Origin of the sequence: Streptomyces sp. NRRL WC-3618 (assembly GCF_001280005.1) — a bacterium.
Taxonomy (GTDB): Bacteria; Actinomycetota; Actinomycetes; order Streptomycetales; family Streptomycetaceae; genus Streptomyces.
In genome coordinates this window covers 77,830-102,727 of record NZ_LGDW01000248.1, presented here as the reverse complement: position 1 = coordinate 102,727, position 24,898 = coordinate 77,830, and the positions used below count along the sequence as shown (strand labels likewise).

The window sequence follows — 24,898 nt, the reverse complement described above, 5'->3', positions numbered from 1 at the left end:
CGAGAGCTACGACGCCGGCCTTCACCTCAGGGCCTCCATGATCTGGATCAACGACCTCATACCGACGACCGGGTGATCACGACCTCACACAGGCCCTAGGGCCCGTTGCAAGAGTTCGGGTGGCGAGGGGAGTCTCGGTATCACGCTATTGCGGTCGCATCAGGTGCAGGTCCTCGCCCCATGCGTCCAGCACCGCGCTGTGTCCAGCGCGCCGGGCCGTTGCCTCGACGGAGGCGAAGAGGCTCCGTTGGAGGGATACGTCGCCCGTTGTCGTGATGCGGTCCAAGGCTTCCAGCAGTGAATTGGCGTCCCAGTCGGGCAGAGGGTATCGGGCGAGTTCCCACTCGAGGTACTTGTTGTAGGGGCGGGGGCGGCGGTCGAGAGCGAAGAGCAGTTCTAGGAGGAATCGGATGCTGTCAGCGGCGTCGAGACGGGCGGCGAGTGGATGTCCGTCGCGGTCGTTCTTGACGGAGCGGTAGAGGGAGTTGGCGTAGGCGTCGAGCCACTCACCGGTGTCCTGGAATGCTTCATCGGCATCGAGCCGTGCTTTGTCGGCCAGGATCTGGGCGATGCCTCCGTCGAGCCTGTCGAGCACGATTTGGGCGCGGGCAAGTCCGTAGCGTTCGAAGCCGGGCATTCCGGCTGCCCGGAAGGCAGCGAGAGGGAGAATGACGAGGTCGAGTTCGGCCGTGCGGTGGCCGGCGAACCGAGCGAGATCCGTCGCCGCACCATCAGCGACGACGACATAAAGGTCGTGGTCAGAGTGCTTGGTCGTCATGCCGTCGTGGGCGTGGGATCCCTTGAGGACGAGACCGACGATGGAGGAGTCGGCTGTGGCGAGTTCGACGAACGCGTCATAGGTGAGGTTCTGCTGAGCGGTCATTTGTGCGATCTCCGATGGGATGGCGACGGATATGCTTGCCAGGGCGACCCCGCCTGCCCGGGGGTCGCCCTCACCGTCCGCGACGGCACTTGGCCGCCGCTCAGAAGATCAGCGCATAGGTGGACCGTATCGCTCAGGCCGGCCGACAGGTACTGAATTTGAGACGGTCTTGAGCACGGCCGGTGTTCGCGTTAGTTGGAACTTGGTCGTGGTGGTTGCCACCCGGTGTCGATACGGAGTGCGAGTTCGTGTGCGTATGCCTCGACCTGGGCGCGGAGAATCGGGTAGTGCCGCGAAGAGGTGGGTCTGGTGAACAGGGCCCATCCGTCGTAGCCGGTCCGGCCGTTGGCCCATCTGCGCCTGATGTCGGCGGGCTGTCTGTCGTGGATGGGGCGGGGCGCCAGCCTGAGATCGCCTTGGGTCGTGCGATACCAGACCATGATCGATGCCAGTTGCCTGTTGGCTTCGTGAGGCTTCCAGTGGGATCGGAATTTCCAGGGGAGTGCCAGGACGGGCGTATAGATGGCTTGCCATGCTTCGGGGCTGAGCTCCCAGTCCTGGAGGGCGAGCCGTCGTTGGCGGTAAGGGATCGGTGGCCGGTTTGCGAGGTCTTCCCCCAGTGCCCGGACTGCCGCTTCGAATGCGTCGGGTCCACCGATTCCAGCCCCCGGCCGTCTGCCGGTCCGCAGGCGAGGGCGGCAGGATGAACCGGGCGGTCTGTGCCGCGCTGGGCGGCGGGCCGGTCACCGGGCGGTCTCGGTGTCGTCGGCCGGCGGCAGCACGAACAGATTCCGGCGGCGCACCTCCTCGCCCAGCCGCGGGGGCGGCTCCAACAGGCCCACGACGGCGGCTTCCCGTTTCCTGCGGCGCTCGGTATCGGTCGCGACGACGGGGTGCTCCCGGCTGGAGGGGCGTTCTGACGGGTTGCGGGGCGAGGACGTGGTGGGGCGGTCCGCGGCAGCGGTCCTGCCCATCTCGCGTTCCCGGGCGATCTCGACCCGCTGGGACTTCGTCAACCGGGTGCGCCACCGTCCGACGGGATGGATCGCCCGCATCAACTCCAGCAAGTGCGGCAGGAGTCCGGCGTCCGTGCGGGGCCGCAGTCCGGCCTGCTCGACATGTTGGAGGAGTTCGGTGACGCGTTTGTCGCCGAACGCCGGGACGACTCCGTCGGGCGGCAGGCCGGTCCAGCGCAACGGGTGCCATGCATGGGTGAGCGGGTCCTGGAAGAAGACGGTGCGGCGGTCGCGGGGCTCGCGGTGGACGATCCACTTCGTCTGACGGGTGCCGCCGCGGCTCGACCGCTGTCCCCGGTAAGGGGCGAGTGCAGGGCCGTCATACCAAAGTCCGCGGATCTTCACCCCGTGCCGCTCGTCGATCTTCCTCACCGCGTGCTCGGGCAGGATCTCGTAGTAGAGCTCGGGGGAAGGGATCTCCAAAGCGAATCCACCCTGGTCGAAAGCCGCCGCGATCAGAGAGTTGGGGCTGTGGTCGCCGCCGGGATCCCAGTGCGGCGCAGACTCGCCGAGCCGGCGCGTCTGCCAGATGCCCACCACCCAGGTGGCGATCAGATGCTCCATCTCCGCGATCGTCAGCACCGCGTCGCCCTCCGGGTCGGCGCCCCGGTCGGCGGCATCGATCCCGGTGTAGCCGGGCAGCTGCTCGAACAGCAGCGAGCGAACACTTCCAAATACGCGTTCGACGGCCTGCTTGTCCGTTGGGCGCAGGATGCGAGCAGGAAGGATGTTGCATCCGAGTCTCTGCTGGACCTGGACCAGATGGTGGTTGCGGTAAACGGACCCGTGATCGGTGGTCACCGTCTCCGGTGCGAAGAACGGCAGCCCGGCCACCTCGTGCCCGGCGAACTCGGCGACCACCGCGGCCGGCAGGCCGGGGTAGGGCCATTCCATCTCCTCGTCCCAGTCGTCCCGCATGGGCAGCGGCAGCATCACATCCCGCAGCAGCATCGCAACGTCGACCGAGGTGTGAGAGACCAGCGTGAGACGGAAAGCGCAGATGGAGTGGGTGTAGACGTCCAGCGCGAGGGTGAGGTGGACCTTCACCGCGTCGCCGAACACGCTCTCCCGGACCATCACCGGCAGCACCGTGGTGTCCAGCGCGACCACCTGGCCCGGCCGGTCGATCAGGACGTGCCCGCCCTGGGTGGGCAGTTCGGCCGACCGGGCATAGCGTTGCCGCTGCCTGCCGGAGCCGAACCACTCGATCCAGACCCGCCGCAGCACCGGGTAACTCGGGACGTGGACCTCGTCGCCGAACTGTTCGCGCACGTACTGCCGGATCTTGCGTTCCCGCGTGCGCATGCTGACCTTGGTCCCGTGCAGGGTCTCCTGCCTCACTGCGTGGATGGCCTCGCGGACTTCGGCGGTGATGCTCGGATGGCCGCCGCTTTCCCGCAGCCACCGCTCGTCCGCGCAGCCGACCAGCCCGTCCTTTCGGCGGGCCCGCTCCCAGCGGATCAACGTGCTCAGGCTGACCTTGTCCAGGGCGAGCAGTTTCGCCTCCTGCCGGTTCATGGCCTTCAGCTCCGCCACCTTTGCCAGCCGTCGCTCGGTCACGGTGGTGGTGTCCGGGGCGTACTCCGGCTTCGGCTCGCCCGGTCCCGGCTTGAGCGGGCCGCCGCTGCGGAAGCCGGTGTTGATCTCCATGAGGTGCGCGAATCGCAGCCGGGCCAGCTCCAGTTGGGTGGGCTTCAGGTCGCCCGCGCTCTTTGGCTGACGCCCCCGGTCGGCGCCGGAGGCGATGGTTCGTGAGGAGGACCGGCAGCGCGGGTGGTTGGCGAGGAAACGGAAGGTGAGGCACTGGCGGCTGCCGTCGTGCCCGACCAGGTGGACGCGTCCCGTGTGGGGTTCCCGCCGTTCGACCTGCCACTCGTCCTCGTCCAGCACCAGGGCGGCACCCACCGACAGATCCAGAGCCGCGGCCGTCATCCCCCCATCTCACCGGACACGATCACCGACTGGTCACCCAGCGGCTCCATCAGATCAAGCCCGACCCGGCGATGCCATAACAAGTGCAGTAGATGGGCCCGGGCCACCGGCGGACAGGCACTGGACTCCGCCAGTTCGCCGAACGTCCGGTGCTCGGCCGCCCCCGCCAGCAGGCCCGGTTCAAGGCCGAGCGGGTCCGACAGTGGCCGCCGGCGCGAGGACAGCCAGTCCAGCGTCACCGGCACGTGCCCTCGCCAGCCGGCCGCCACCGCAAAGTGCCAGCCCCAGGCCCCGGCGAGTTCGGCAGCCGCCGCGAACGACTCCCGATCTTTGTCCTCGATCAGCTCGGCCGGGCGGACATCGACCAGCCACATCCCCGTCCGTGTCAGGACCAGGAAGTCCGGCGTGTGCTCGCGCCGCCCCTGCGTGCTGTGGAAACCGAGCCGCAGCGGCTGCGGCAGGACCTCGATCACCTCGCCGGCGAAGTCCAGAGCCAGTAGTAGCCGGGCCTCCTCCAGACTCTCGAAGCCGTGCAGCCTCCCTGTACTGACCAGGAACTTCAGCCCGGGACGGTGCCGCTGGTCACGACGCCAGGAGAACCACCGCAACGGCCCCAGACCGGTCAAGGCGACCCGCGCCAACTCCCCGACCGGGTACGAAACTTCCTCACCATCTCGTCGCCAGGTCACCGACCACCGCTACTGCCACCCCGGACCGACGTCCAGCCCGGTCCGGCCCCCGGCCTCCGACACCGGCTCCAGCAGCGCGTCCCACCGGCACCGGTGAGACCACAACACAGGCTCCGCCGGTGAGGCTCCCCCATCTGCGCCCGGCTGTACGCCCCCACGCAAGTACGTCACCTCACCAGAGAAACCCAAAGGCGTACGCGACAGCACCGAACTTCGAAGCTGGTGTCAACCAGACCGAAAAACGGGCGAACGTGGCAACAAGAATGACCATTCGGTATCAAGTAGAGCGATCAGCTCAGCTATCCAGCCCAGGCCAGCCCACCACTGCGGTGTCACCTACCTCGAAAAGTCGCAGCAGGACACCGGCCACGGGCCGCCGTACACCCGTGGTGGCAGGAAAGGTGGGAAATTCGTCATTGCGGCCATCGGCAGGGGCCGCCCACACTCGGGGCATGGCGCAGCGAACCGTTCTTGTCGTCCTCTTCGACGGCGTCCAGAGCCTTGATGTCACGGGTCCCGTAGAGGTGCTCGCGGGCGCTTCTCGCCGGCACCCGGGCGGCTATCGCATCCGTACGGCCTCACTGAACGGCGAGCCGGTACGCACCTCCGGCGGCCTCACCCTCGTGCCGGACGGCACGCTCGCCGACGCACCCGCACCGCACACCCTCCTGGTCCCGGGCGGCCCGGGTTCGCGTGCCGCCGATCCGCGCCTGGTCGACTGGCTGCGCCTGCGTGGACCGCGCCCCGAACGGTTGGTCTCGGTCTGCACGGGAGCGATCCTCCTCGCCGCCGCCGGCCTCCTGGACGGCCTGCGCGTGACCACCCACTGGGCGTACTGCGACAGGCTCGCCCGCGACCACCCGGCCGTCGAGGTCGACCCCGAGCCCATCTACGTACGCGACGGCCGGGTGGTGACCTCGGCCGGTGTCACCGCCGGGATCGACCTCGCTCTGGCGCTCGTGGAGGAGGACCTCGGGCGGGACACCGCACTCGCCGTCGCCCGGCATCTGGTCGTCTTCCTGCGCCGGCCGGGGAACCAGGCCCAGTTCAGCGCCCAGCTCTCCGCGCAGACCGCCAGCCGTGAGCCGTTGCGCGAGGTCCAGCACTGGATCACCGAACACCCGGACGACGACCTGAGCGTCGAGACCCTCGCCGCTCGCGCGCGTCTGTCACCCCGGCACTTCGCCCGAGCCTTCCGCACCGAGACCGGCATGACCCCCGGCCGGTACGTCGACCGGGTCCGCCTCGAACACGCCCGCCGCCTCCTGGAGGACACCTCCGACGGCATCGAAAAAGTTTCGCGCGCCAGCGGCTATGGCACCCCGGAGGCCATGCGCCGCGCCTTCGTCAGAAGCCTCGGCACGGCCCCGGCCGAGTACCGCCGTCGTTTCGACCCCGCACCCACCGCCCGCTGAGAGGCACCCCATGCAGATCGCCCTGTTGCTCTTCGACCGCTTCACCGCGCTGGACGCCGTCGGCCCCTACGAGATCCTCTGCCGGCTCCCGCGCGCGGAGACCGTCTTCGTCGCCGAGGTGAGGGGGCCGGTCCGCAATGACAGCGGCTCCCTCGCGCTGATCGCCGACCGCACCCTGGCCGACGTACCGCACCCCGACATCGTCGTGGTCCCCGGTGGGCCGGGTCAGTCCGCGCAGATGGGCAACGAGGCCCTGTTCGGCTGGCTGCGCACCGCCGACGCCACCAGCACCTGGACGACCTCCGTGTGCACCGGCTCCCTGCTCCTGGCCGGCGCCGGACTGCTCGACGGCCGCCGCGCGACCTCCCACTGGCTCGCTCTGGAGCAGCTCACGAAGTACGGCGCCGAACCCACGGGGGAGCGGGTCGTGACCGACGGCAAGTACGTCACCTCCGCCGGGGTCTCCTCCGGCATCGACATGGCCCTCACGCTGACCGGCCGGATCGCGGGCGACGAGCACGCACAGGCCGTACAGCTCGCGACGGAGTACGACCCGCAGCCGCCCTACGACGCCGGCGCCCCGCACAAGGCACCCGCACACGTGGTCGAACGGCTCCGGTCCCGCAGCCGGTTCATCGTGGCGTAGGCACCGTCGGCCCGGTCCAGGAGAAGGCCGGCGGCCGGCGCTCCAGGAACGCGGCGACGCCCTCCGCGGCCTCACCGCTCTCGCGTGCCTGTTCGCCCCAGTACGCGTCCCGGTCGGTGCGGCCGTTCGCGAACTCCTTCGCCGCCGCCTGGGTGAGCCGGGAGCGTGAGGAGAGGAGGCGGGCGAACTCCGCGACCCGCTTGTCGAGTTCACCGCCGGGCAGCACCTCGTCGAGGAACCCGGTGCGCAGCGCCCGTTCCGTGTCGATCAACTCGCCCGAGAACAGCAGGTACTTGGCGGTCGCCGGACCCACCAGGGCCGCCAACCGCCGGGTGGACGACGCCGCGTACACGAGGCCGAGCTTCGCCGGAGGCACCCCGAACAGCGCCCCCTCCTCGGCGAACCGCAGATCGCAGGCCGCCGCGAGCTGCGCCCCGCCGCCCACGCAGTGCCCGCGAATCGCCGCGAGCACCGGCTTCGGAAAGGCCGCGAGCGCGTCCTCCGCCAGCACCGAGAGCCGCTGCGCCTCCTCCGGCGAGCCCTGGAGCGTCGAGATGTCGGCGCCCGCGCAGAACGTCCCGCCCGCTCCGGTGAGCACCAGGACGTGGACGTCCGGATCGGCGGCCAGGCCGGCGAGCAGCGGCGGCAGCGCGCGCCACATGCCGGCCGTCATGGCGTTGCGCCTGGCCGGGTGGCGGATGACGACGGTGGCGATCCCGTCGGCGGCACTGTGGGTCAGCTGCGGCTCCATGGGTCGGATCGTATCCGCCGGTGCCGAACGCCCGGCGGCGGGCGGAACCAAACCCGTACAACCCGAATAGTTCAGGAAGTCGGCGCGGCCTGACCAGACTCGGTCGCGGACGGGCTCATGTCGCGTGCCATCCGTCAGAAGCGTTCGATACGTGCTGACTTCTGTTCAGTTGTCCGCTGCGGGCCCGCCCGTACCAACACTCGTCATGTGGTGACTATCGAGCGCGAGGGCGGCGACCGAACGATGGAGAACGATGGGCGAGAGTCCGACTCACGCCCAGCGGACGACGGCCTGCCCGACAGGGTACCCATGGAGCAAAGACCCCCGGATCCGCTTCCCTACGAGGGGGTGTGGAGGTTCACCGCGCCCGCCGCTGACGCCTCCGTCCCGCAGGCGCGGCACGCCGTACGGGACCTGCTGTACCGCCAGGGCGTGCCAGCCTCGCCGGACCTGGTGGACGGGCTGCTGCTGATCGTCTCGGAACTGGCGACGAACGCCGTCCGGCACGCGGCGGTCCTGTCGCCGACGCTCGCCGTGGAGGTCGCCGTCGGCGCCGAGTGGGTGCGGGTGTCGGTGGAGGACAACCACCCCTACCGCCCCACCGCCCTGGAGACCGACCACGGCAGGACCGGAGGGCGCGGTCTGCTCCTGGTCCGGGAGATCGCCAGGGAGGCGGGCGGAGTGTGCGACATCGAGCACACGGCGAGCGGCGGCAAGGTCGTCTGGGCGGCCCTGCCGCTCACGCCCCCGCAGGTGCTGTAGCGGCCGTCACCAGCCGGCCGAGGGGCCCGTCAGCTCCCGGACCGCCGGGCGGGCCGCGTCCAGCACGGTCATGAACCAGGCCGAGAACGGGTCCTTCGCATGCCGCTCCGCCAGCTCGGCAGGGGTCACATAGGCCGTGTCCCCGACCTCCTCGGGGTCCGGCGCGAGCGGCGCCTGCGTCATCCCGACGAACAGGTGGTTGTACTCCTGCTCCACCAGGCCCGACTCCGGATCGGGGTGGTTGTAGCGGACCGTGCCCGCCTCGGCGAGCAACGACGGGGAGACGCCCAGCTCCTCGTACGTCCGCCGGGCCGCCGCCGCGAAGGGCGACTCACCGGGATACGGGTGGCCGCAGCAGGTGTTGGACCAGACGCCGGGGGAGTGGTACTTGCCCAGCGCGCGCTGCTGGAGGAGCAGGCGCCCCTGCTCGTCGAAGAGGAAGACGGAGAACGCCCGGTGCAGCAGGCCCGGTGGCTGGTGGGCGGAGAGCTTCTCGGCGGTGCCGATCGTCGTGCCGTTCTCGTCGACCAGCTCGAGCAAGATCGCTTCTGCGGTGCCGTTCGACGAACTCTCGTGCGTCGCGGTGGCAGGTGTGATCGGCATACCCATCCTTCGCCTCGGTCTTCGAGCCCCAAGTCTGCCGTACGAATCCGGCACTCCCGGCACTTCGCGGCGACCCCCGCATGTCCGGCGCGAAACCGTTCCGAAGGTGACCGGATAGTCCATCGTGCCCTGTCCGCCGGTGCGGGAACCGCCGTTGAGGGGGGCTCGAAGAAGGGGACGCGGGCGCGCGCCGGACGGCTGCGTTCCGTCAAAGACGCGCGCCGAAGGGGCTCAGAGGCAGAGCTTCGCCTCGTGCTCCGCGTGCCCGCCGGGCTCCAGCTGGAAGGTGCAGTGCTCCACGTCGAAGTGGTCGCCCAGACAGCCCTGGAGCTCGTGCAGCATCTTCTCGTGCCCGATCCCGCTCAGCACGTCCGAACCGACGACCACATGGGCGGACAGCACCGGCATCCCGGAGGTGATCGTCCAGGCGTGCAGATCGTGTACGTCCTCCACGCCGGGCAGCGCCACTATGTGGGCCCGCACCTCCGCCATGTCGACCCCCCGGGGAGCCGCCTCCAGCAGCACGTCCAGGGTCTCGCCCAGCAGCTTCCAGGTCCGCGGGACGATCATCAGACCGATGACGACCGAGGCGAGGGGGTCGGCCCGCTGCCAGCCCGTCGCCATGATGACCACCGCGGAGATCAGCACCGCCAGCGAACCCAGCGCGTCCGCGGCGACCTCCAGGAAGGCGCCGCGCACGTTCAGGCTCTCCTTCTGGCCGCGCATCAGCATCGTCAGCGAGATCATGTTGGCGACCAGACCGATGAGGCCGAAGACGACGGTCGTCCCGCCCTCGGTCTGCACGGGGGTCACGAACCGCTGGATGGCCTCGTACAGGACGTATCCGCCGACGCCGAGCAGCAGCAGGCAGTTGGCGAGCGCGGCGAGGATCTCGGCGCGGGCGAACCCGAAGGTGCGGTTGCCGCTCGGCGGGCGGTTCGCGAAGTGGATCGCCAGCAGCGCCATGCCGAGGCCCAGCGCGTCCGTCGCCATGTGCGCCGCGTCCGCGACGAGCGCGAGCGAGTCGGCGACGACCCCGCCGACGATCTCGACGACCATGACGGTGAGCGTGATGGCCAGCGCGACACGCAGCCGCCCGGTGTACGCCGCGGCCGCCGTTCCCGTGGTCGGTGCGCCGTGCGCGTGTCCGTGATCGTGCCCAGCCCCCATGAAAGCCGCCTCCTGGTGTTCGCGCCGAGTCCCGTTCCGAGAGCAGTCAACTACGGGTGGGGGGTATGTGGCAACGCGGCACTGAACACCGTTGTCATATGCCCTGACCTGCGGAAACGAAAATCATGCCGGTCGCACCGGCGCGGCCGTAAACGGCCGGTGAACACAGGCACGGCCCCATCCGATAGCCTCTGCCGACACTGCCCGGCCACCGTGGGTCAGGGTTTGACCCACCAACATGTACAGGACCGGCGTGCGTGCGTCGGTGTCCAGGGAGTGAGTTCGGTTGCCGACCGCCATCCTCACGGGTCAGCCGTTTCCCGGATCGTCGATCGAGAGCGATCTGCGGTCACTCGGCTTCGACGTGCGGAGCGTGAGCGACGTCGCCGACACCGAGACCGTCCTCGCGGAGTCCTCCTGTCGTGAGCGGGTCGCCGTCGTGGACGCCCGCTTCGTCGGCCACCTCCACGCGCTCCGCCTCGGCCTCACCGACCCCCGCTTCCCGCTCGCCGCGGTACCGGGCGCCGTCACGGCACAGCCCGGCGCCGGCCGTACCGCCCTGACGCGCGTACTGGCCCGGGAGATCTCCGATAGCGGCGACACCCCGAGGACGACCCGCCCGAATGACTCCGCCGTCGCCGTGGACAGCCTCGCCGACCGCATCGCCCTCGCCCTGGACGCCGACGGCGTCGCCGTCCACCGCCCCGAGCTGGGCAGCCTGACCGCCACCGTCCCCGCCGACTCCGAGGCCCGCGACGAGGCGCGACAGGCCGTCGAAGCGGTCGACGACGAGGCCGTACGCCTGAAGTCGGCCGTGAAGTCCCGGGACGGCTTCTTCACCACCTTCTGCGTGAGCCCGTACTCCCGCTACCTGGCCCGCTGGTGCGCCCGCCGAGGTCTCACCCCGAACCAGGTCACCACCGCCTCGCTGCTCACCGCGCTGATCGCGGCCGGCTGCGCCGCCACCGGCAGCCGCGGCGGGTTCGTCACGGCGGGCGTGCTCCTCCTGGTCTCCTTCGTCCTGGACTGCACGGACGGCCAGCTCGCCCGCTACTCCCTCCAGTACTCGACGCTCGGCGCCTGGCTGGACGCCACCTTCGACCGCGCCAAGGAGTACGCCTTCTACGCCGGCCTCGCCCTCGGCGCGGCGCGCGACGGCGACGACGTCTGGGCGCTGGCCCTCGGCGCGATGATCCTGCAGACCTGCCGGCACGTCGTCGACTTCTCCTTCAACGAGGCCAATCACGACGCGACGGCGAACACCAGCCCCACGGCCGCCCTCTCCGACCGCCTCGACGGCGTCGGCTGGACGGTCTGGGCGCGGCGGATGATCGTCCTGCCGATCGGCGAGCGCTGGGCCCTGATCGCCGTCCTCACCGCGCTCACCACCCCCCGGACCACCTTCACCGTGCTTCTCGTCGGCTGCGGCTTCGCGGCGACGTACACCACGGCGGGCCGCGTCCTGCGCTCACTCACCCGAAAGGCGCAACGCACCGAACGGGCGACGCGAGCACTGGCGGACCTCGCGGACAGCGGGCCCCTCGCGGAGCTGCTGGCCCGTGCCGCCCGTGGCACAGCCCACCCCGCCGCCGTCACGGTGGCCCTGTCCGGCGCGGTCCTCGTGGTGAGCTCGGCCACGTTGTGGGGTCCCGGATGGCAGACCGTGCTCTGTGGCCTCGGTTACGTTCTCACGTCGTCCATCGCTGTCCTCAGGCCCCTCGACGGCCCCCTGGACTGGCTCGTCCCCCCGCTCTTCCGGGCCGCCGAGTACGGCACAGTCCTCATCCTCGCGGGCAAAGCGGAGGTAAACGGAGCACTTCCCGCAGCTTTCGGCCTGGTGGCCGCCGTCGCCTACCATCACTACGACACGGTGTACCGCATCCGTGGCAACGCCGGAGCCCCCCCGCGCTGGCTGGTACGGGCGAGTGGCGGGCACGAGGGCCGGACACTGGTGGTCGTCGTACTGGCCGCGCTGCTCAGCGCCTCGCAGTTCGTGGTCGCGCTCACGGTCCTCGCCGTGGCCGTGGCCCTGCTGGTGCTCGCCGAGAGCATCCGCTACTGGGTGACCGCCCACCAGGGCGGCGCGCCCGCCGTACACGACGAAGGAGTACCCGCATGATCGGCCTCGTGCTGGCGGCCGGCGCCGGACGGCGTCTGCGCCCCTACACCGACAGCCTCCCCAAGGCTCTCGTGCCGGTCGGCCCCGCGGGCGACGAGGACGGCCCCACCGTCCTCGACCTCACCCTCGCCAACTTCGCCGAGATCGGCCTCACCGAGGCCGCGATCATCGTCGGCTACCGCAAGGAGACCGTGTACGCGCGGCAGGCGGCCCTGGAGGAGAAGTACGGGCTGCGGCTCACCCTCATCGACAACGACCGCGCCGAGGAGTGGAACAACGCCTACTCCCTGTGGTGCGGCCGGGACGCCCTCGCCGACGGAGTCATCCTCGCCAACGGTGACACCGTGCACCCCGTCTCCGTCGAGCGGACGCTGCTCGCCGCGCGCGGCGACGGAAAGCGGATCATCCTGGCCCTCGACACGGTGAAGCAGCTCGCCGACGAGGAGATGAAGGTGGTCGTGGACCCGGAGAAGGGCGTGCGGAAGATCACCAAGCTGATGGACCCGGCCGAGGCCACCGGCGAGTACATCGGTGTCACCCTCATCGAGGGCGGCGCCGCCGCCGAACTGGCCGACGCCCTGAAGACCGTGTGGGAGACCGACCCCCAGCAGTTCTACGAGCACGGCTACCAGGAACTGGTCAACCGCGGCTTCAAGATCGACGTGGCGCCCATCGGCGAGGTTCCCTGGGTCGAGATAGACAACCACGACGATCTCGCCCGAGGACGGGAGATCGCGTGCCGGTACTGACGAGGCTGATCCCCTCGCCGGTCGTCGTCGACATCCGCCGCGGGGCCCTGAACGATCTGGCGGACGTGCTGTTCGACCAGCGGATCTCGCACTCCGGGAAGATCGCCGTCGCGGTCAGCGCCGGCTCCGGCGCCAAGCTGCGCGCGCGGCTCACCCCCGCGCTGCCCGGCGCGAGCTGGTACGAGGTGGCCGGCGGCACCATCGACGACGCCATCCGGCTGGCCGACGCCATCAAGTCCGGCCACTACGACGCCGTGGTCGGCCTCGGCGGCGGCCGGATCATCGACTGCGCCAAGTTCGCCGCCGCCCGCGTCGGCCTGCCCCTGGTCGCCGTCGCCACCAACCTCGCGCACGACGGCCTGTGCTCTCCGGTCGCGACCCTCGACAACGACGCGGGGCGCGGCTCGTACGGCGTACCGAACCCGATCGCCGTCGTCATCGACCTCGACGTGATCCGCGAGGCACCGGTGCGGTTCGTGCGCTCGGGGATCGGCGACGCCATGTCGAACATCTCCGCGGTCGCCGACTGGGAGCTGGCCGGCCAGGTCAACGGGGAGAAGATCGACGGACTCGCCGCCGCGATGGCCCGGCAGGCCGGCGAGGCCGTGCTGCGCCACCCCGGCGGGGTCGGCGACAACGCGTTCCTCCAGGTACTGGCCGAGGCACTGGTCCTCACCGGTATCGCCATGTCGGTGTCGGGCGACTCCCGTCCGTCCTCGGGCGCCTGTCACGAGATCAACCACGCCTTCGACCTGCTGTACCCCAGGCGCGCCGCCAGCCACGGCGAACAGTGCGGCCTCGGCGCCGCCTTCGCCATGTACCTGCGGGGCGCGTACGAGGAGTCGGCGTACATGGCCGAGGTACTGCGCCGGCACGGGCTGCCGGTGCTGCCGGAGGAGATCGGCTTCACCACGGACGAGTTCGTACGGGTCGTCGAGTACGCCCCGCAGACCAGACCCGGTCGCTACACGATCCTGGAACACCTCGACCTCACGAACGACCAGATCAAGGACACGTACGCGGACTATGTCAAGGCCATCGGTAGCTGAACTACGCCCCGTCGTCCACCCCGAAGGGGTGAAGGACCGGCGCAGCGGCGAGCACTGGGCGGGACGCCTCTACATGCGTGAGGTGTCCCTGCGGGTCGACCGCTACCTGGTGGACACCAGGATCACGCCGAACCAGCTCACGTACCTGATGGTCGTCGCGGGCGGTCTGGCGGGCGCGGCACTGCTGGTGCCGGGCCTCACCGGGGCGGTCCTGGCCGTCGTACTGATGCAGCTGTACCTGCTCCTCGACTGCGTCGACGGGGAACTCGCCCGCTGGCGCAACCAGACCTCCATCACCGGCGTGTACCTCGACCGCGTCGGCCACTACCTGTCCGAGGCGGCCCTGCTGATCGGCTTCGGGCTGCGCGGCGCCGACCTGTGGGACGGCTCCGGGAGCCCCGAGTGGCTGTGGGCGTTCCTCGGCACCCTGGCCGCCCTCGGCGCGATCCTGATCAAGGCGGAGACCGACCTGGTGGACGTGGCGCGGGCCCGCAGCGGTCTGCCCGCCGCGAAGGACGAGCTGGCGGTGCCCCGCTCAGAAGGGCTCGCCATGGCCCGTAAGGCCGCCGCCGCCCTCAAGTTCCACCGGCTGATCGGCGGCATCGAGGCGAGCCTGGTCATCCTCTTCGTGGCGGTCCTCGACCTGTTCGGCGGCGACCTGTTCTGGACCCGCCTGGGCATCGCCGTACTGGCCGGAATCGCCCTTCTGCAGACCCTCCTGCACCTCGTGTCCATCCTCGCGTCGAGCAGGTTGCGGTGAGTACCGGCCCGCGGGTCGGCGCGGTCATCATCACCATGGGCAACCGCCCCGAGGAACTGCGCGCCCTCATCGACTCGATCACCAAACAGGAGGGCGACCCGGTCCAGGTCGTCGTGGTCGGCAACGGCTCACCCGTCCCGGACCTCCCTGAGGGCGTACGGAGCATCGAACTGCCCGAGAACCTCGGCATCCCCGGCGGACGCAACGTCGGCATCGAGGCGTTCGGGCCGGCCGGCGGCGACGTCGACATCCTGATGTTCCTGGACGACGACGGCCTGCTCGGCCACCAGGACACTGCCGAACTGTGCCGCGAGGCGTTCGCCGCCGACCCCGAACTCGGCATCATCAGCTTCCGCATCGCCGACCCCGACACCGGCCTCACCCAGCGCCGCCACGTGCCCCGCCCGGGCACCACGGACCCGATGCGCAGCTCCCGCGTCACCAGTTTCCTCGGGGGCGCCAACGCCGTCCGTACCAAGGTCTTCGCCCAAGTGGGCATCCTCCCCGAGGAGTTCTTCTACGCCCACGAGGAGACCGACCTGGCCTGGCGGGCCCTCGACGCGGGCTGGATGATCGACTACCGGGCCGACATGCTGCTCTTCCACCCCGCGACCGCGCCCTCGCGGCACGCGGTCTACCACCGGATGGTCGCCCGCAACCGGGTCTGGCTGGCCCGCCGCAACCTCCCGGCCCCCCTGGTGCCCGTCTATCTGGGAGACTGGCTGCTCCTCACACTCCTCCGCAGACCCTCCCGCCCGGCGCTCAGAGCCTGGTGGGGCGGGTTCAGGGAGGGCCTGACCGCCCCGTGCGGACCCCGCCGGCCCATCCGGTGGCGTACGGTGTGGCGGCTGACCCGACTGGGCCGCCCCCCAGTGATCTGACAAGCTCTCACCGAGAGCTCCCGCGGGCCGACCGGCTTCCACCACGGCCCGCGCTCTGCCCCGTTCAGCTGCGCATATTGAAGACGAAAGTTTCCATTTGTGAGTGAGACAAAGCATGACGGCGGTGTCGCGGTGAGCGACCGACCGTCACCCGACGACGGCCTCTCCGCGGCCCGGCTCGCGGCGAAGTACGGGCTCGCCGTGAGCGGCGCCCGTCCCCGACTCGTCGAGTACGTCCGCCAGCTCTGGGGACGGCGTCACTTCATCCTCGCCTTCTCGCAGGCGAAACTGACCGCCCAGTACAGCCAGGCCAAACTCGGCCAGTTGTGGCAGGTGGCCACACCGCTGCTGAACGCGGCCGTGTACTTCTTCATCTTCGGCGTGATCCTCGAAGCCGACCGAGGCATGCCCAGTGACGTGTACATCCCGTTCCTCGTCACGGGCGTCTTCGTGTTCACCTTCACGCAGAGCTCGGTGATGGCGGGCGTACGCGCGATCTCCGGCAACCTCGGCCTGGTGCGTGCCCTGCACTTCCCGCGCGCCGCCCTGCCGGTCTCCTTCGCGCTGCAGCAGCTGCAGCAGTTGCTCTTCTCGATGATCGTGCTGTTCGCGGTGTCGATCGGCTTCGGCAGCTACCCCACGATGTCCTGGCTGCTGATCGTCCCCGCGCTCGCACTCCAGTTCCTCTTCAACACCGGCCTCGCGCTGATCATGGCCCGATGGGGCTCGGCGACCCCGGACCTCGCGCAGCTGATGCCGTTCGTGATGCGGACGTGGATGTACGCGTCCGGCGTGATGTTCTCCATCCCGGTCGTGCTGGCCGACAAGCCCCAGTGGCTCGCCGACGCCTTGCAGTGGAACCCGGCCGCCATCTACATGGACCTGATGCGCTTCGCGCTCATCGAGGGCTACGGTTCGGAGAACCTGCCGCCGCACGTCTGGGCGGTCGCGGGCGGCTGGGCCGCGCTCTTCGCCGTCGGCGGATTCGTGTACTTCTGGCAGTCGGAGGAGAGGTACGGCCGTGGCTGACCCGATTCCCGGGGAGAAGATCCCCACCGTCATCGCTGACCAGCTCCACATCGTGTACCGCGTCAACGGCGCCAAGACCGGCAAGGGCAGTGCCACCTCCGCCCTCAGCCGCATCGTCAGACGCGGTGACTCACCCGGCGTGCGCAAGGTCCACGCCGTACGGGGCGTCTCCTTCGTCTCCTACCGTGGTGAGGCCGTCGGCCTCATCGGCTCCAACGGCTCGGGCAAGTCGACTCTGCTGCGCGCCATCGCGGGCCTGCTGCCCGCCGAGAGCGGCCATGTGTACACGGACGGGCAGCCCTCCCTCCTCGGCGTCAACGCCGCCCTGATGAACGACCTCACGGGCGAACGGAACGTCATATTGGGCGGTCTCGCGATGGGTATGACCCGCGAGGAGATCAAGGAGCGCTACCAGGAGATCGTCGACTTCTCCGGCATCAACGAGAAGGGCGACTTCATCACCCTGCCGATGCGCACCTACTCCTCCGGGATGGCGGCGCGACTGCGGTTCTCCATCGCCGCCGCCAAGGACCACGATGTCCTGATGATCGACGAGGCCCTGGCGACCGGCGACCGCTCCTTCCAGAAGCGCTCCGAGGACCGCATCCGGGAGCTGCGCAAGCACGCCGGCACGGTGTTCCTCGTCAGCCACAACAACAAGTCGATCCGCGACACCTGCGACCGCGTCCTGTGGCTGGAACGCGGCGAACTGCGCATGGACGGACCGACGGACGAGGTGCTCAAGGAGTACGAGAAGTTCACCGGCAGGTAGCCGGAACCTTGACCGGTGGTCAGCCGGGCGAATCGGGGCCCCGCCGGAACTGTTCCGGCGGGGCCCCGATTCCGCAAAAGAAACGTCAACTCCGGCCCGCCCCAGGAATCTTGACGCCAATCGGTGTGTTCTTGTGATGCGCCGGACACCCCGACGGACCACGCCGCGTTGTACAACGTAAGCTGTACCGGTGCTGAATCGCGGCAAGTAGGGCGATAACACGCGACACCCGGCATCGGAAACCGCCGTGTGGAGGTCTGGGCGGCGTGTCCGAAATAGTGCCTATTGGGTCCGCAGTGTAGAACGGGAGATGTGACGGCGATGGCTACGGAAACTCCCCAGTACCCCACATCACGTGCCGTCCCCGCCCCGGGCAGTGAACGGTGACGGCTACCGGTCACACGCGCCCCGGTGACCTGGAGCGCGGCACGCTCGACAAGGCCGCGGACGAGAACTTCCCCGTGGCCCCGTTCTTCCTGCCCGCGGCCTGGCGCACCGACCTCATGGCCGTCTACGGCTTCGCCCGTCTCGTCGACGACATCGGCGACGGCGACCTCGCCCCCGGCGGCGCCGACGCCCGGCTGCTGGGCGTCGCCCCCGAGGACGCCGACGACCGGCTCGTCCTTCTCGACGCCTTCGAGGCCGACCTGCGCAGGGTCTTCGACGGCGTCCCGCACCACCCCCTGCTGCGTCGGCTCCAGCCGACCGTGCGCCGCCGCGCCCTCACCCCCGGGCCCTTCCTCGGCCTGATCGCCGCCAACCGCCAGGACCAGCTGGTCAAGCGGTACGAGACCTTCGACGATCTGCTCGCCTACTGCGAGCTGTCCGCCAACCCCGTCGGCCGTCTCGTCCTCGCCGTCACCGGCACCGCGACACCCGAGCGCATCCGTCGCTCCGACGCCGTGTGCACGGCCCTCCAGATCGTCGAACACCTCCAGGACGTCGCCGAGGACCTCGGCCGCGACCGGATCTATCTGCCCGCCCAGGACATGAAGCGCTTTCACGTCCAGGAGCGGGATCTCGCCGTCCCCACGGCGGGCGCGTCGGTGCGGGCACTGATCGCATACGAAGCGGAACGCGCACGTGGCCTGCTGAATGAAGGCACCCCTCTGGTGGGTAGCGTCCACGGCAGGCTGAAGCTGCTGCTCGCGGGTTTCGTGGCGGGGGGAAAGGCGGCGGTCCGAGCGATCGCCGCCGCCGAATACGACGTACTTCCCGGCCCGCCCAAGCCCGGCAGGATCCAGTTGCTGCGCGAGGTAGGCACGACCTTGCGAGGAAAGGGGTGATCCGGAGCGTGGAGTCGCAACCACACGTGTCCGCACCGGTACTCGCCGCCTACAGCTACTGCGAGTCCATCACCGGGCAGCAGGCCCGCAACTTCGCGTACGGCATCAGGCTGTTGCCGACGCCGAAGCGGCGTGCGATGTCCGCCCTGTACGCGTTCTCGCGGCGCGTCGACGACATCGGCGACGGCACGCTGGCCCCCGAGGTCAAGGCGGCGCGGCTGGAGGACACCAGAGCACTGCTGACCCGGGTGCGCGAGGGCGCGGTCGACGAGGACGACACCGACCCGGTCGCGGTCGCCCTCAGTCATGCGGGGACATACTTCCCGATCCCGCTCGGCGGCCTCGACGAACTCATCGACGGCGTCGTGATGGACGTACACGGCGAGACGTACGAGACCTGGGACGACCTGAAGGTCTACTGCCGTTGCGTGGCCGGGGCCATCGGGCGGCTCTCGCTCGGCGTGTTCGGCACGGAGCGGGGCGCGCGCGGTGTGGAACGCGCCTCCGAGTACGCCGACACGCTGGGGCTCGCACTCCAACTCACCAACATCCTCCGGGACATCCGTGAGGACGCCGAGGGCGGGCGGACCTATCTGCCCGCCGACGACCTCGCCAAGTTCGGCTGCTCGGCCGGGTTCAGCGGGTCGACCCCGCCGGAGGGCTCCGACTTCGCGGGCCTCGTCCACTTCGAAGTGCGGCGCGCCCGCGCCCTGTTCGCTGAGGGCTACCGGCTGCTGCCCATGCTCGACCGGCGCAGCGGCGCCTGTGTCGCCGCCATGGCCGGCATCTACCGACGCCTCCTCGACCGCATCGAGCGCGAGCCGGAGGCCGTACTGCGCGGCCGGGTCTCGCTGCCCGGACACGAGAAGGCGTACGTCGCGGTGCGCGGCCTGTCCGGTCTGGACGCCCGGCATGTCTCCCGACAGACCGTCAGGAGGCGTACCTGATGGGCGATTCGGTTCAGGGAACCGGGCCCGCGGCGCAGCGGCGTGCAACCCTCCGGTCGGGGACGGCGTCCCTGACTTCGACGGCTCGACGTGCGGCGTTCGTCCGGCACGGCGGGTGCACAGGGGGGAATGCGCGATGAGCGAGGGTACGCGGGCCGGGGAACGCAGGGACCACCGCGGTGAGAAGACCGCGGTGGTGATCGGCGGCGGGCTGGCAGGCATCACCGCGGCGCTCTCGCTCGCCGACGCCGGGGTCCGCGTCACGCTGCTCGAAGGCAGGCCGCGGCTCGGCGGCCTCGCCTTCTCGTTCCGGCGCGACGGCCTCACCGTGGACAACGGCCAGCACGTGTACCTGCGTTGCTGCACCGCCTACCGCTGGTTCCTCGACCGCATCGACGGCGCGGCGCTCGCACCGGTGCAGGCCCGTCTCGACGTGCCGGTGGTCGACCTGGCGAAGCCCGCGGGACGGCGCCTCGGCAGACTCCGGCGCGACGCGCTGCCCGTACCTCTGCATCTCGGGCGCAGCCTTGCCACGTATCCGCACCTCTCGCTCACCGAGCGCGCCAGAGTCGGGCGCGCCGCACTCGCGCTCAAGGCACTGGACCTCGCGGACCCGGCGCTGGACGCACAGGACTTCGGCAGCTGGCTGGCCGCGCACGGTCAGTCGGAGCGTGCCGTCGAGGCACTGTGGGACCTGGTGGGGGTCGCCACCCTCAACGCGGTGGCCGGGGACTCGTCCCTCGGGCTCGCCGCGATGGTGTTCAAGACCGGTCTGCTGTCCGACCCGGGCGCGGCCGACATCGGCTGGGCGCGTGTCCCGCTGGGCGAACTGCACGACACTCTGGCCCGCAAGGCGCTCGACTCCGCAGGCGTGCGCACCGAAGTCCGTACACGCGTCACCTCCCTCCGACACCTCGAGAACGGCCGCTGGAGCGTGTCGGTTCCCGGCGAGACCCTCGACGCGGACGCCGTCGTGCTCGCCGTCGCGCAGCGCGAGGCGCACGATCTCCTGCCGGCGGGAGCGCTCGACGCCCCCGAACGGCTGCTGGAGATCGGCACCGCACCGATCCTCAATGTGCATGTGGTGTACGACCGCAAGGTGCTGAACACACCGTTCCTCACGGCGCTCGGCAGCCCGGTGCAGTGGGTCTTCGACCGGACCGAGGCATCCGGGCTCGGCGGCGACGGCCAGTACCTGGCGCTGTCGCAGTCGGCCGCGCACGACGAGATCGACGAGCCCGTGGCGTCGCTGCGGGAGCGGTACCTGCCCGAACTGGAGCGGTTGTTGCCCCGCGCGCGGGGCGCCGGAGTACGGGATTTCTTCGTCACCCGGGAGCGGACAGCGACGTTCGCCCCCACCCCAGGCGTCGGGCGGCTGCGGCCCGGCGCCCGCACCAGAAGCCCCGGCCTGTACCTGGCCGGCTCGTGGACCGCCACCGGGTGGCCCGCGACCATGGAGAGTGCGGTCCGCAGCGGAGTCAGTGCGGCCGGCGCCGCGCTGGCCACCCTGGGCCGGCCCCGCCACCACCTCTTCGACGTCGAGGAGGCGGCTTGATGCTCGACCATCAGCACACGGCAGGTCCCCGCACCCCCAGCACCGGAACAAGAGGAGAGACTGTGCCCACTGTGCCCCCGGCCCCGAAGGCCGCTCGAGGGACCGCGGTGGACGTGACCGCGCTCCTGGAGCGCGGCCGGACCCTGGCCACTCCGGTACTGCGGACGGCGATCAACCGTCTCGCGGCGCCCATGGACACCGTCTCCGCTTACCACTTCGGCTGGATCGACGCCCAGGGCAGGCCCGCCGCCGGCGACGGCGGCAAGGCCGTACGCCCCGCGCTCGCCGTGCTGTCCGCCGAGGTCACCGGCGCCGACCCCGAGGTCGGCATCCCCGGCGCGGTCGCCGTCGAACTCGTGCACAACTTCTCGCTGCTGCACGACGACCTCATGGACGGCGACGAACAGCGCCGCCACCGTGACACCGTGTGGAAGGTGTACGGCCCCGCCCAGGCCATCCTGGTCGGCGACGCCCTGTTCGCGCTGGCCAACGAGATTCTCCTGGAACTCGGCACCGTCGAGGCCGGCCGCGCCACCCGCCGCCTGACCACCGCCACCCGCGCCCTCATCGACGGCCAGGCGCAGGACATCTCGTACGAGCACCGCGACCGTGTCACCGTCGAGGAGTGCCTGGAGATGGAGGGCAACAAGACGGGCGCCCTGCTCGCCTGCGCCAGCTCCATCGGCGCGGTCCTCGGCGGCGCGGACGACCGCACCGCCGACACCCTGGAGAAGTACGGCTACCACCTCGGCCTGGCCTTCCAGGCCGTCGACGACCTCCTCGGCATCTGGGGCGACCCGGAGGCCACCGGCAAGCAGACCTGGAGCGACCTGCGCCAGCGCAAGAAGTCCCTGCCCGTCGTCGCCGCCCTCGCGGCGCGCGGCCCGGCCGCCGAACGGCTCGGTGAACTGCTCGCCGCCGACGCGCAGAGCAGCGAGTTCGAGAACTTCTCCGAGGAGGAGTTCGCCGTCCGCGCCGCCTTGATCGAACAGGCGGGCGGCCGGGAGTGGACCGCCGAGGAGGCGCGCCGGCAGCACACCATCGCCGTCGACGCACTGAGCGCCATCGACATGCCCGACCGGGTGCGTGCGCAGTTCACGGCGCTCGCCGACTTCGTCGTCGTACGAAAGAGATGATCACTATCGGCCGAATAAGCCTCGCGTAGTCGCCGGCCGGCGCCGCGTTCAGCGGCGCACCGGCCGACGGCGGACCCACACAGCAGAGACATGCCACTGCACGAAGGGGAAGCCATGACAGCGACGACCGACGGAAGCACCGGGGCCCTGCCGCCCCGCGCTGCCTCGGCCAGCGAAACCGAAACCGGCACCGACGCCCCAGTGGCGGCAGGGGTTCAGGATGCCGCCGCGCATGCCATGAGGCATGCCATCGATCATCTGCTCGCGCGGCAGGACGAGCAGGGCTGGTGGAAGGGCGACCTCGAGACCAACGTCACGATGGACGCCGAGGACCTCCTGCTCCGTCAGTTCCTGGGCATCCGGGACGAACAGACCACCCAGGCAGCCGCGTTGTTCATCCGTGGCGAGCAGCGTGCCGACGGCACCTGGGCCACCTTCCACGGCGGACCCGCCGAACTCTCCGCCACCATCGAGGCGTACGTCGCCCTGCGGCTGGCTGGGGACGCCCCCGAAGCGCCGCACATGGCGCAGGCGTCCGCCTGGATCCGCGACCGGGGAGGCATCGCCGCCGCCCGGGTCTTCACCCGGATCTGGCTGGCCCTGTTCGGCTGGTGGAAGTGGGACGACCTGCCCGAACTCCCGCCGGAACTCATCTACTTCCCGACGTGGATGCCGCTCAACATCTACGACTTCGGCTGCTGGGCCCGGCAGACCATCGTGCCGCTCACCGTCGTCAGCGCGAAGCGCCCGGTCCGCCCGGCGCCCTTCCCGCTCACCGAGCTGCACACCGACCCCGACCTGCCGAACCCGGGCAAGTCCTTTGCTCCGATCGCGAGTTGGGACGGCGTCTTCCAGCGTCTCGACCGCATTCTGCACGGCTACCGCAAGGTGGCGGTGCGCCGGTTGCGCACGGCGGCGATGAACGCCGCCGCCCGCTGGATCATCGAGCGTCAGGAGAACGACGGTTGCTGGGGAGGCATCCAGCCGCCCGCCGTCTACTCGTTGATCGCCCTGCACCTGCTCGGCTACGACCTGGAACACCCGGTCATGCGGGCCGGGTTGACGTCCCTTGACCGCTTCACGGTGTGGCGCGAGGACGGGGCCCGGATGATCGAGGCCTGCCAGTCACCGGTGTGGGACACCTGCCTCGCCGTCATCGCCCTCGCCGACGCCGGCGTGCCCGCCGACCACCCCCAACTGGTCAAGGCCGCCGACTGGATGCTGGGCGAGCAGGTGGTCCGGCCCGGCGACTGGTCCGTACGTCGGCCCGAACTGCCGCCCGGCGGCTGGGCGTTCGAGTTCCACAACGACAACTACCCCGACATCGACGACACCGCCGAGGTCGTCCTCGCACTGCGCCGCGTCAAGCACCACGATCCGAAGCGGGTCGAGAAGGCCATCGAGCGCGGGGTCAACTGGAACCTCGGGATGCAGTCGAAGAACGGTGCCTGGGGCGCCTTCGACGTCGACAACACCAGCACGCTCCCCAACAAGCTGCCGTTCTGCGACTTCGGCGAGGTCATCGACCCGCCGTCCGCCGACGTCACCGCGCATGTCGTGGAGATGCTCGCCGTCGAGGGCATGTCCCACGATCCGCGCACCCGGCGCGGCATCGAGTGGCTGCTCGCCGAACAGGAGCCGGGCGGCGCCTGGTTCGGCCGCTGGGGCGTCAACTACGTCTACGGCACCGGCTCGGTGGTGCCCGCGCTGACCGCCGCCGGCCTGCCCGCCACGCACCCGGCGATCCGGCGCGCGGTGGGCTGGCTGGAGAAGGTCCAGAACGACGACGGCGGCTGGGGCGAGGATCTGCGCTCCTACCACGACAGCGCGGGCTGGAGCGGCCGGGGCGCCTCGACCCCCTCCCAGACGGCCTGGGCGCTCCTCGCCCTGCTGGCCGCCGGGGAGCACGACTCGAAGGCCGTCGAACGCGGCGTCGGGTGGCTCGCGGCGACCCAGCTGCCGGACGGCTCCTGGGACGAGCCGTACTTCACCGGCACCGGCTTCCCCTGGGACTTCTCGATCAACTACCACCTCTACCGCCAGGTCTTCCCGCTCACCGCGCTCGGCCGGTACGTCCACGGGGAGCCCTTCGCCGACGTCAAGGGGGGCTGATGGCCAGGCAGCCCGAGCCGGCCCCGCTGCTGATCGCCTGCGCGCTCGGCATCGAACGGCTCGCCCTGCGCCGGGGCGCACGCGGCGCGGGACCCGTCACCGTGCTGCGTACGGGAATGGGGCCCGAGGCGGCTCGGGCGGCCGTCACCCGGACCCTCGCCGACCCGCTCTTGCGCGACGCGGCGGTCCTGGCCACCGGCTTCTGCGCCGGACTCGCGCCCGGCATGCACCCCGGTGACCTGGTGGTCGCCGAGGAGACCAGGGACCCGCGCGGCGTCACCCGCTGCGTCGGCACGGAACTGCTCGTCAAGGAACTGGTGCGCGCGGTACCCGGGCGCACCGTCCACACAGGGCCGCTCACCGGCTCCGACCATGTCGTACGCGGTCACGAACGGTCGGAGCTGCTCGCGACCGGCGCCATCGCGGTCGACATGGAGTCGGCGGCCACGCTCCTCAGCGCCGTGCGCACGGGCGTGCGCCCGGTTGCGGCCGTACGGGTGGTCGTGGACGCTCCAGAGCATGAACTCGTCCGGATCGGCACGCTTCGCGGTGGAATATCGGCCTTCCGCGTTCTTCGTTCGGTCCTTCCCGCTTTTGTCGAATGGCACCGTTCCTTGCTGCTCCCCAGGAGGTGAG

23 protein-coding genes are annotated in these 24,898 nt (G+C 70.4%); 17 read left to right on the top strand and 6 right to left on the bottom strand.

The window, feature by feature from the left end; genetic code table 11:
• Positions 1-145 precede the first annotated feature (145 nt).
• From ADL01_RS21920 to ADL01_RS21910, 3 genes are all read right to left on the bottom strand, one after another.
• Positions 146-883: a hypothetical protein gene (locus ADL01_RS21920; protein WP_053743737.1), complete on the bottom strand. Its 738-nt coding sequence runs from the start codon at positions 881-883 to the stop codon at positions 146-148.
• 743 nt (positions 884-1,626) lie between these two features.
• Positions 1,627-3,831 carry a transposase gene (locus ADL01_RS21915; RefSeq protein ID WP_053743736.1) on the bottom strand — a complete coding sequence of 735 codons (2,205 nt, stop codon included), beginning with the start codon at positions 3,829-3,831 and terminating at the stop codon, positions 1,627-1,629.
• On the bottom strand, positions 3,828-4,520 hold the full coding sequence (locus ADL01_RS21910) for a TnsA-like heteromeric transposase endonuclease subunit (RefSeq protein ID WP_234354746.1): 693 nt from the start codon (positions 4,518-4,520) through the stop codon (positions 3,828-3,830). The genes ADL01_RS21915 and ADL01_RS21910 overlap by 4 nt, the downstream gene beginning before the upstream one ends.
• A gap of 452 nt (positions 4,521-4,972) precedes the next feature.
• On the opposite strand from ADL01_RS21910, the gene ADL01_RS21905 reads away from it, so the two are divergent.
• Positions 4,973-5,935 carry a GlxA family transcriptional regulator gene (locus ADL01_RS21905; protein WP_053743735.1) on the top strand — a complete coding sequence of 321 codons (963 nt, stop codon included), beginning with the start codon at positions 4,973-4,975 and terminating at the stop codon, positions 5,933-5,935.
• A 10-nt stretch (positions 5,936-5,945) separates the two neighbouring features.
• The gene (locus ADL01_RS21900; protein ID WP_053743734.1) at positions 5,946-6,581 is read left to right on the top strand and encodes a DJ-1/PfpI family protein; all 636 of its coding nucleotides are present in this window, start codon (positions 5,946-5,948) and stop codon (positions 6,579-6,581) included.
• On the opposite strand, the gene ADL01_RS21895 is transcribed toward ADL01_RS21900, so the two are convergent.
• Positions 6,568-7,332: an enoyl-CoA hydratase/isomerase family protein gene (locus ADL01_RS21895; RefSeq protein WP_053743733.1), complete on the bottom strand. Its 765-nt coding sequence runs from the start codon at positions 7,330-7,332 to the stop codon at positions 6,568-6,570. The two genes, ADL01_RS21900 and ADL01_RS21895, sit on opposite strands and share 14 nt — an antisense overlap.
• A gap of 243 nt (positions 7,333-7,575) precedes the next feature.
• Here ADL01_RS21895 and ADL01_RS21890 point away from each other — a divergent pair, with 243 nt between their 5' ends.
• The gene (locus tag ADL01_RS21890; protein ID WP_053743732.1) at positions 7,576-8,094 is read left to right on the top strand and encodes an ATP-binding protein; all 519 of its coding nucleotides are present in this window, start codon (positions 7,576-7,578) and stop codon (positions 8,092-8,094) included.
• A gap of 6 nt (positions 8,095-8,100) precedes the next feature.
• Here ADL01_RS21890 and idi read toward each other — a convergent pair whose 3' ends face one another.
• The gene (gene idi, locus ADL01_RS21885; RefSeq protein WP_053743731.1) at positions 8,101-8,697 is read right to left on the bottom strand and encodes an isopentenyl-diphosphate Delta-isomerase; all 597 of its coding nucleotides are present in this window, start codon (positions 8,695-8,697) and stop codon (positions 8,101-8,103) included.
• A 231-nt stretch (positions 8,698-8,928) separates the two neighbouring features.
• Positions 8,929-9,867 carry a cation diffusion facilitator family transporter gene (locus tag ADL01_RS21880; RefSeq protein WP_053743730.1) on the bottom strand — a complete coding sequence of 313 codons (939 nt, stop codon included), beginning with the start codon at positions 9,865-9,867 and terminating at the stop codon, positions 8,929-8,931.
• Between the two features lie 286 nt (positions 9,868-10,153).
• Between ADL01_RS21880 and ADL01_RS21875 the strand changes: the two genes are divergently transcribed.
• The 14 genes from ADL01_RS21875 to ADL01_RS21815 all read left to right on the top strand — a co-directional run bounded on the left by ADL01_RS21875 (position 10,154) and on the right by ADL01_RS21815 (position 24,897).
• On the top strand, positions 10,154-11,986 hold the full coding sequence (locus ADL01_RS21875; protein ID WP_053743729.1) for a DUF5941 domain-containing protein: 1,833 nt from the start codon (positions 10,154-10,156) through the stop codon (positions 11,984-11,986).
• Complete coding sequence (locus tag ADL01_RS21870; RefSeq protein ID WP_053743728.1) at positions 11,983-12,735, top strand: sugar phosphate nucleotidyltransferase; 753 nt, start codon at positions 11,983-11,985, stop codon at positions 12,733-12,735. Before ADL01_RS21875 ends, ADL01_RS21870 begins: the two co-directional genes overlap by 4 nt.
• Positions 12,723-13,784, top strand: a complete 1,062-nt coding sequence (locus ADL01_RS21865) for an iron-containing alcohol dehydrogenase family protein (RefSeq protein WP_053743727.1) — start codon at positions 12,723-12,725, stop codon at positions 13,782-13,784. The genes ADL01_RS21870 and ADL01_RS21865 overlap by 13 nt, the downstream gene beginning before the upstream one ends.
• Positions 13,762-14,544 (top strand): CDP-alcohol phosphatidyltransferase family protein, encoded by a 783-nt coding sequence (locus tag ADL01_RS21860; protein WP_078960684.1) that lies wholly within the window; start codon positions 13,762-13,764, stop codon positions 14,542-14,544. Before ADL01_RS21865 ends, ADL01_RS21860 begins: the two co-directional genes overlap by 23 nt.
• A 35-nt stretch (positions 14,545-14,579) precedes the next feature.
• A complete protein-coding gene (locus ADL01_RS21855; protein ID WP_053743743.1) occupies positions 14,580-15,425 on the top strand; it encodes a glycosyltransferase family 2 protein in 846 nt (281 codons plus the stop codon).
• Between the two features lie 99 nt (positions 15,426-15,524).
• Positions 15,525-16,454, top strand: coding sequence for an ABC transporter permease (locus ADL01_RS21850; protein WP_053743726.1), 930 nt, complete (start codon positions 15,525-15,527; stop codon positions 16,452-16,454).
• Positions 16,447-17,226 (top strand): ABC transporter ATP-binding protein, encoded by a 780-nt coding sequence (locus ADL01_RS21845; protein ID WP_053743725.1) that lies wholly within the window; start codon positions 16,447-16,449, stop codon positions 17,224-17,226. The genes ADL01_RS21850 and ADL01_RS21845 overlap by 8 nt, the downstream gene beginning before the upstream one ends.
• A 383-nt stretch (positions 17,227-17,609) precedes the next feature.
• Positions 17,610-18,512, top strand: coding sequence for a squalene synthase HpnC (gene hpnC, locus ADL01_RS21840; RefSeq protein WP_053743724.1), 903 nt, complete (start codon positions 17,610-17,612; stop codon positions 18,510-18,512).
• Entirely contained in the window at positions 18,509-19,459 is a 951-nt protein-coding gene (gene hpnD, locus ADL01_RS21835) for a presqualene diphosphate synthase HpnD (protein ID WP_053743723.1), read from the top strand. The genes hpnC and hpnD overlap by 4 nt, the downstream gene beginning before the upstream one ends.
• Positions 19,459-19,599 (top strand): DUF6380 family protein, encoded by a 141-nt coding sequence (locus ADL01_RS47845; RefSeq protein WP_405774487.1) that lies wholly within the window; start codon positions 19,459-19,461, stop codon positions 19,597-19,599. The genes hpnD and ADL01_RS47845 overlap by 1 nt, the downstream gene beginning before the upstream one ends.
• A complete protein-coding gene (hpnE, locus tag ADL01_RS21830; RefSeq protein ID WP_053743722.1) occupies positions 19,596-21,014 on the top strand; it encodes a hydroxysqualene dehydroxylase HpnE in 1,419 nt (472 codons plus the stop codon). The genes ADL01_RS47845 and hpnE overlap by 4 nt, the downstream gene beginning before the upstream one ends.
• A gap of 62 nt (positions 21,015-21,076) precedes the next feature.
• Positions 21,077-22,150, top strand: coding sequence for a polyprenyl synthetase family protein (locus ADL01_RS21825; protein WP_053743721.1), 1,074 nt, complete (start codon positions 21,077-21,079; stop codon positions 22,148-22,150).
• A gap of 114 nt (positions 22,151-22,264) precedes the next feature.
• Positions 22,265-24,262, top strand: a complete 1,998-nt coding sequence (gene shc / locus ADL01_RS21820) for a squalene--hopene cyclase (protein WP_053743720.1) — start codon at positions 22,265-22,267, stop codon at positions 24,260-24,262.
• Positions 24,262-24,897, top strand: a complete 636-nt coding sequence (locus ADL01_RS21815) for a 1-hydroxy-2-methyl-2-butenyl 4-diphosphate reductase (protein WP_053743719.1) — start codon at positions 24,262-24,264, stop codon at positions 24,895-24,897. The genes shc and ADL01_RS21815 overlap by 1 nt, the downstream gene beginning before the upstream one ends.
• Position 24,898: the final 1 nt, after the last annotated feature.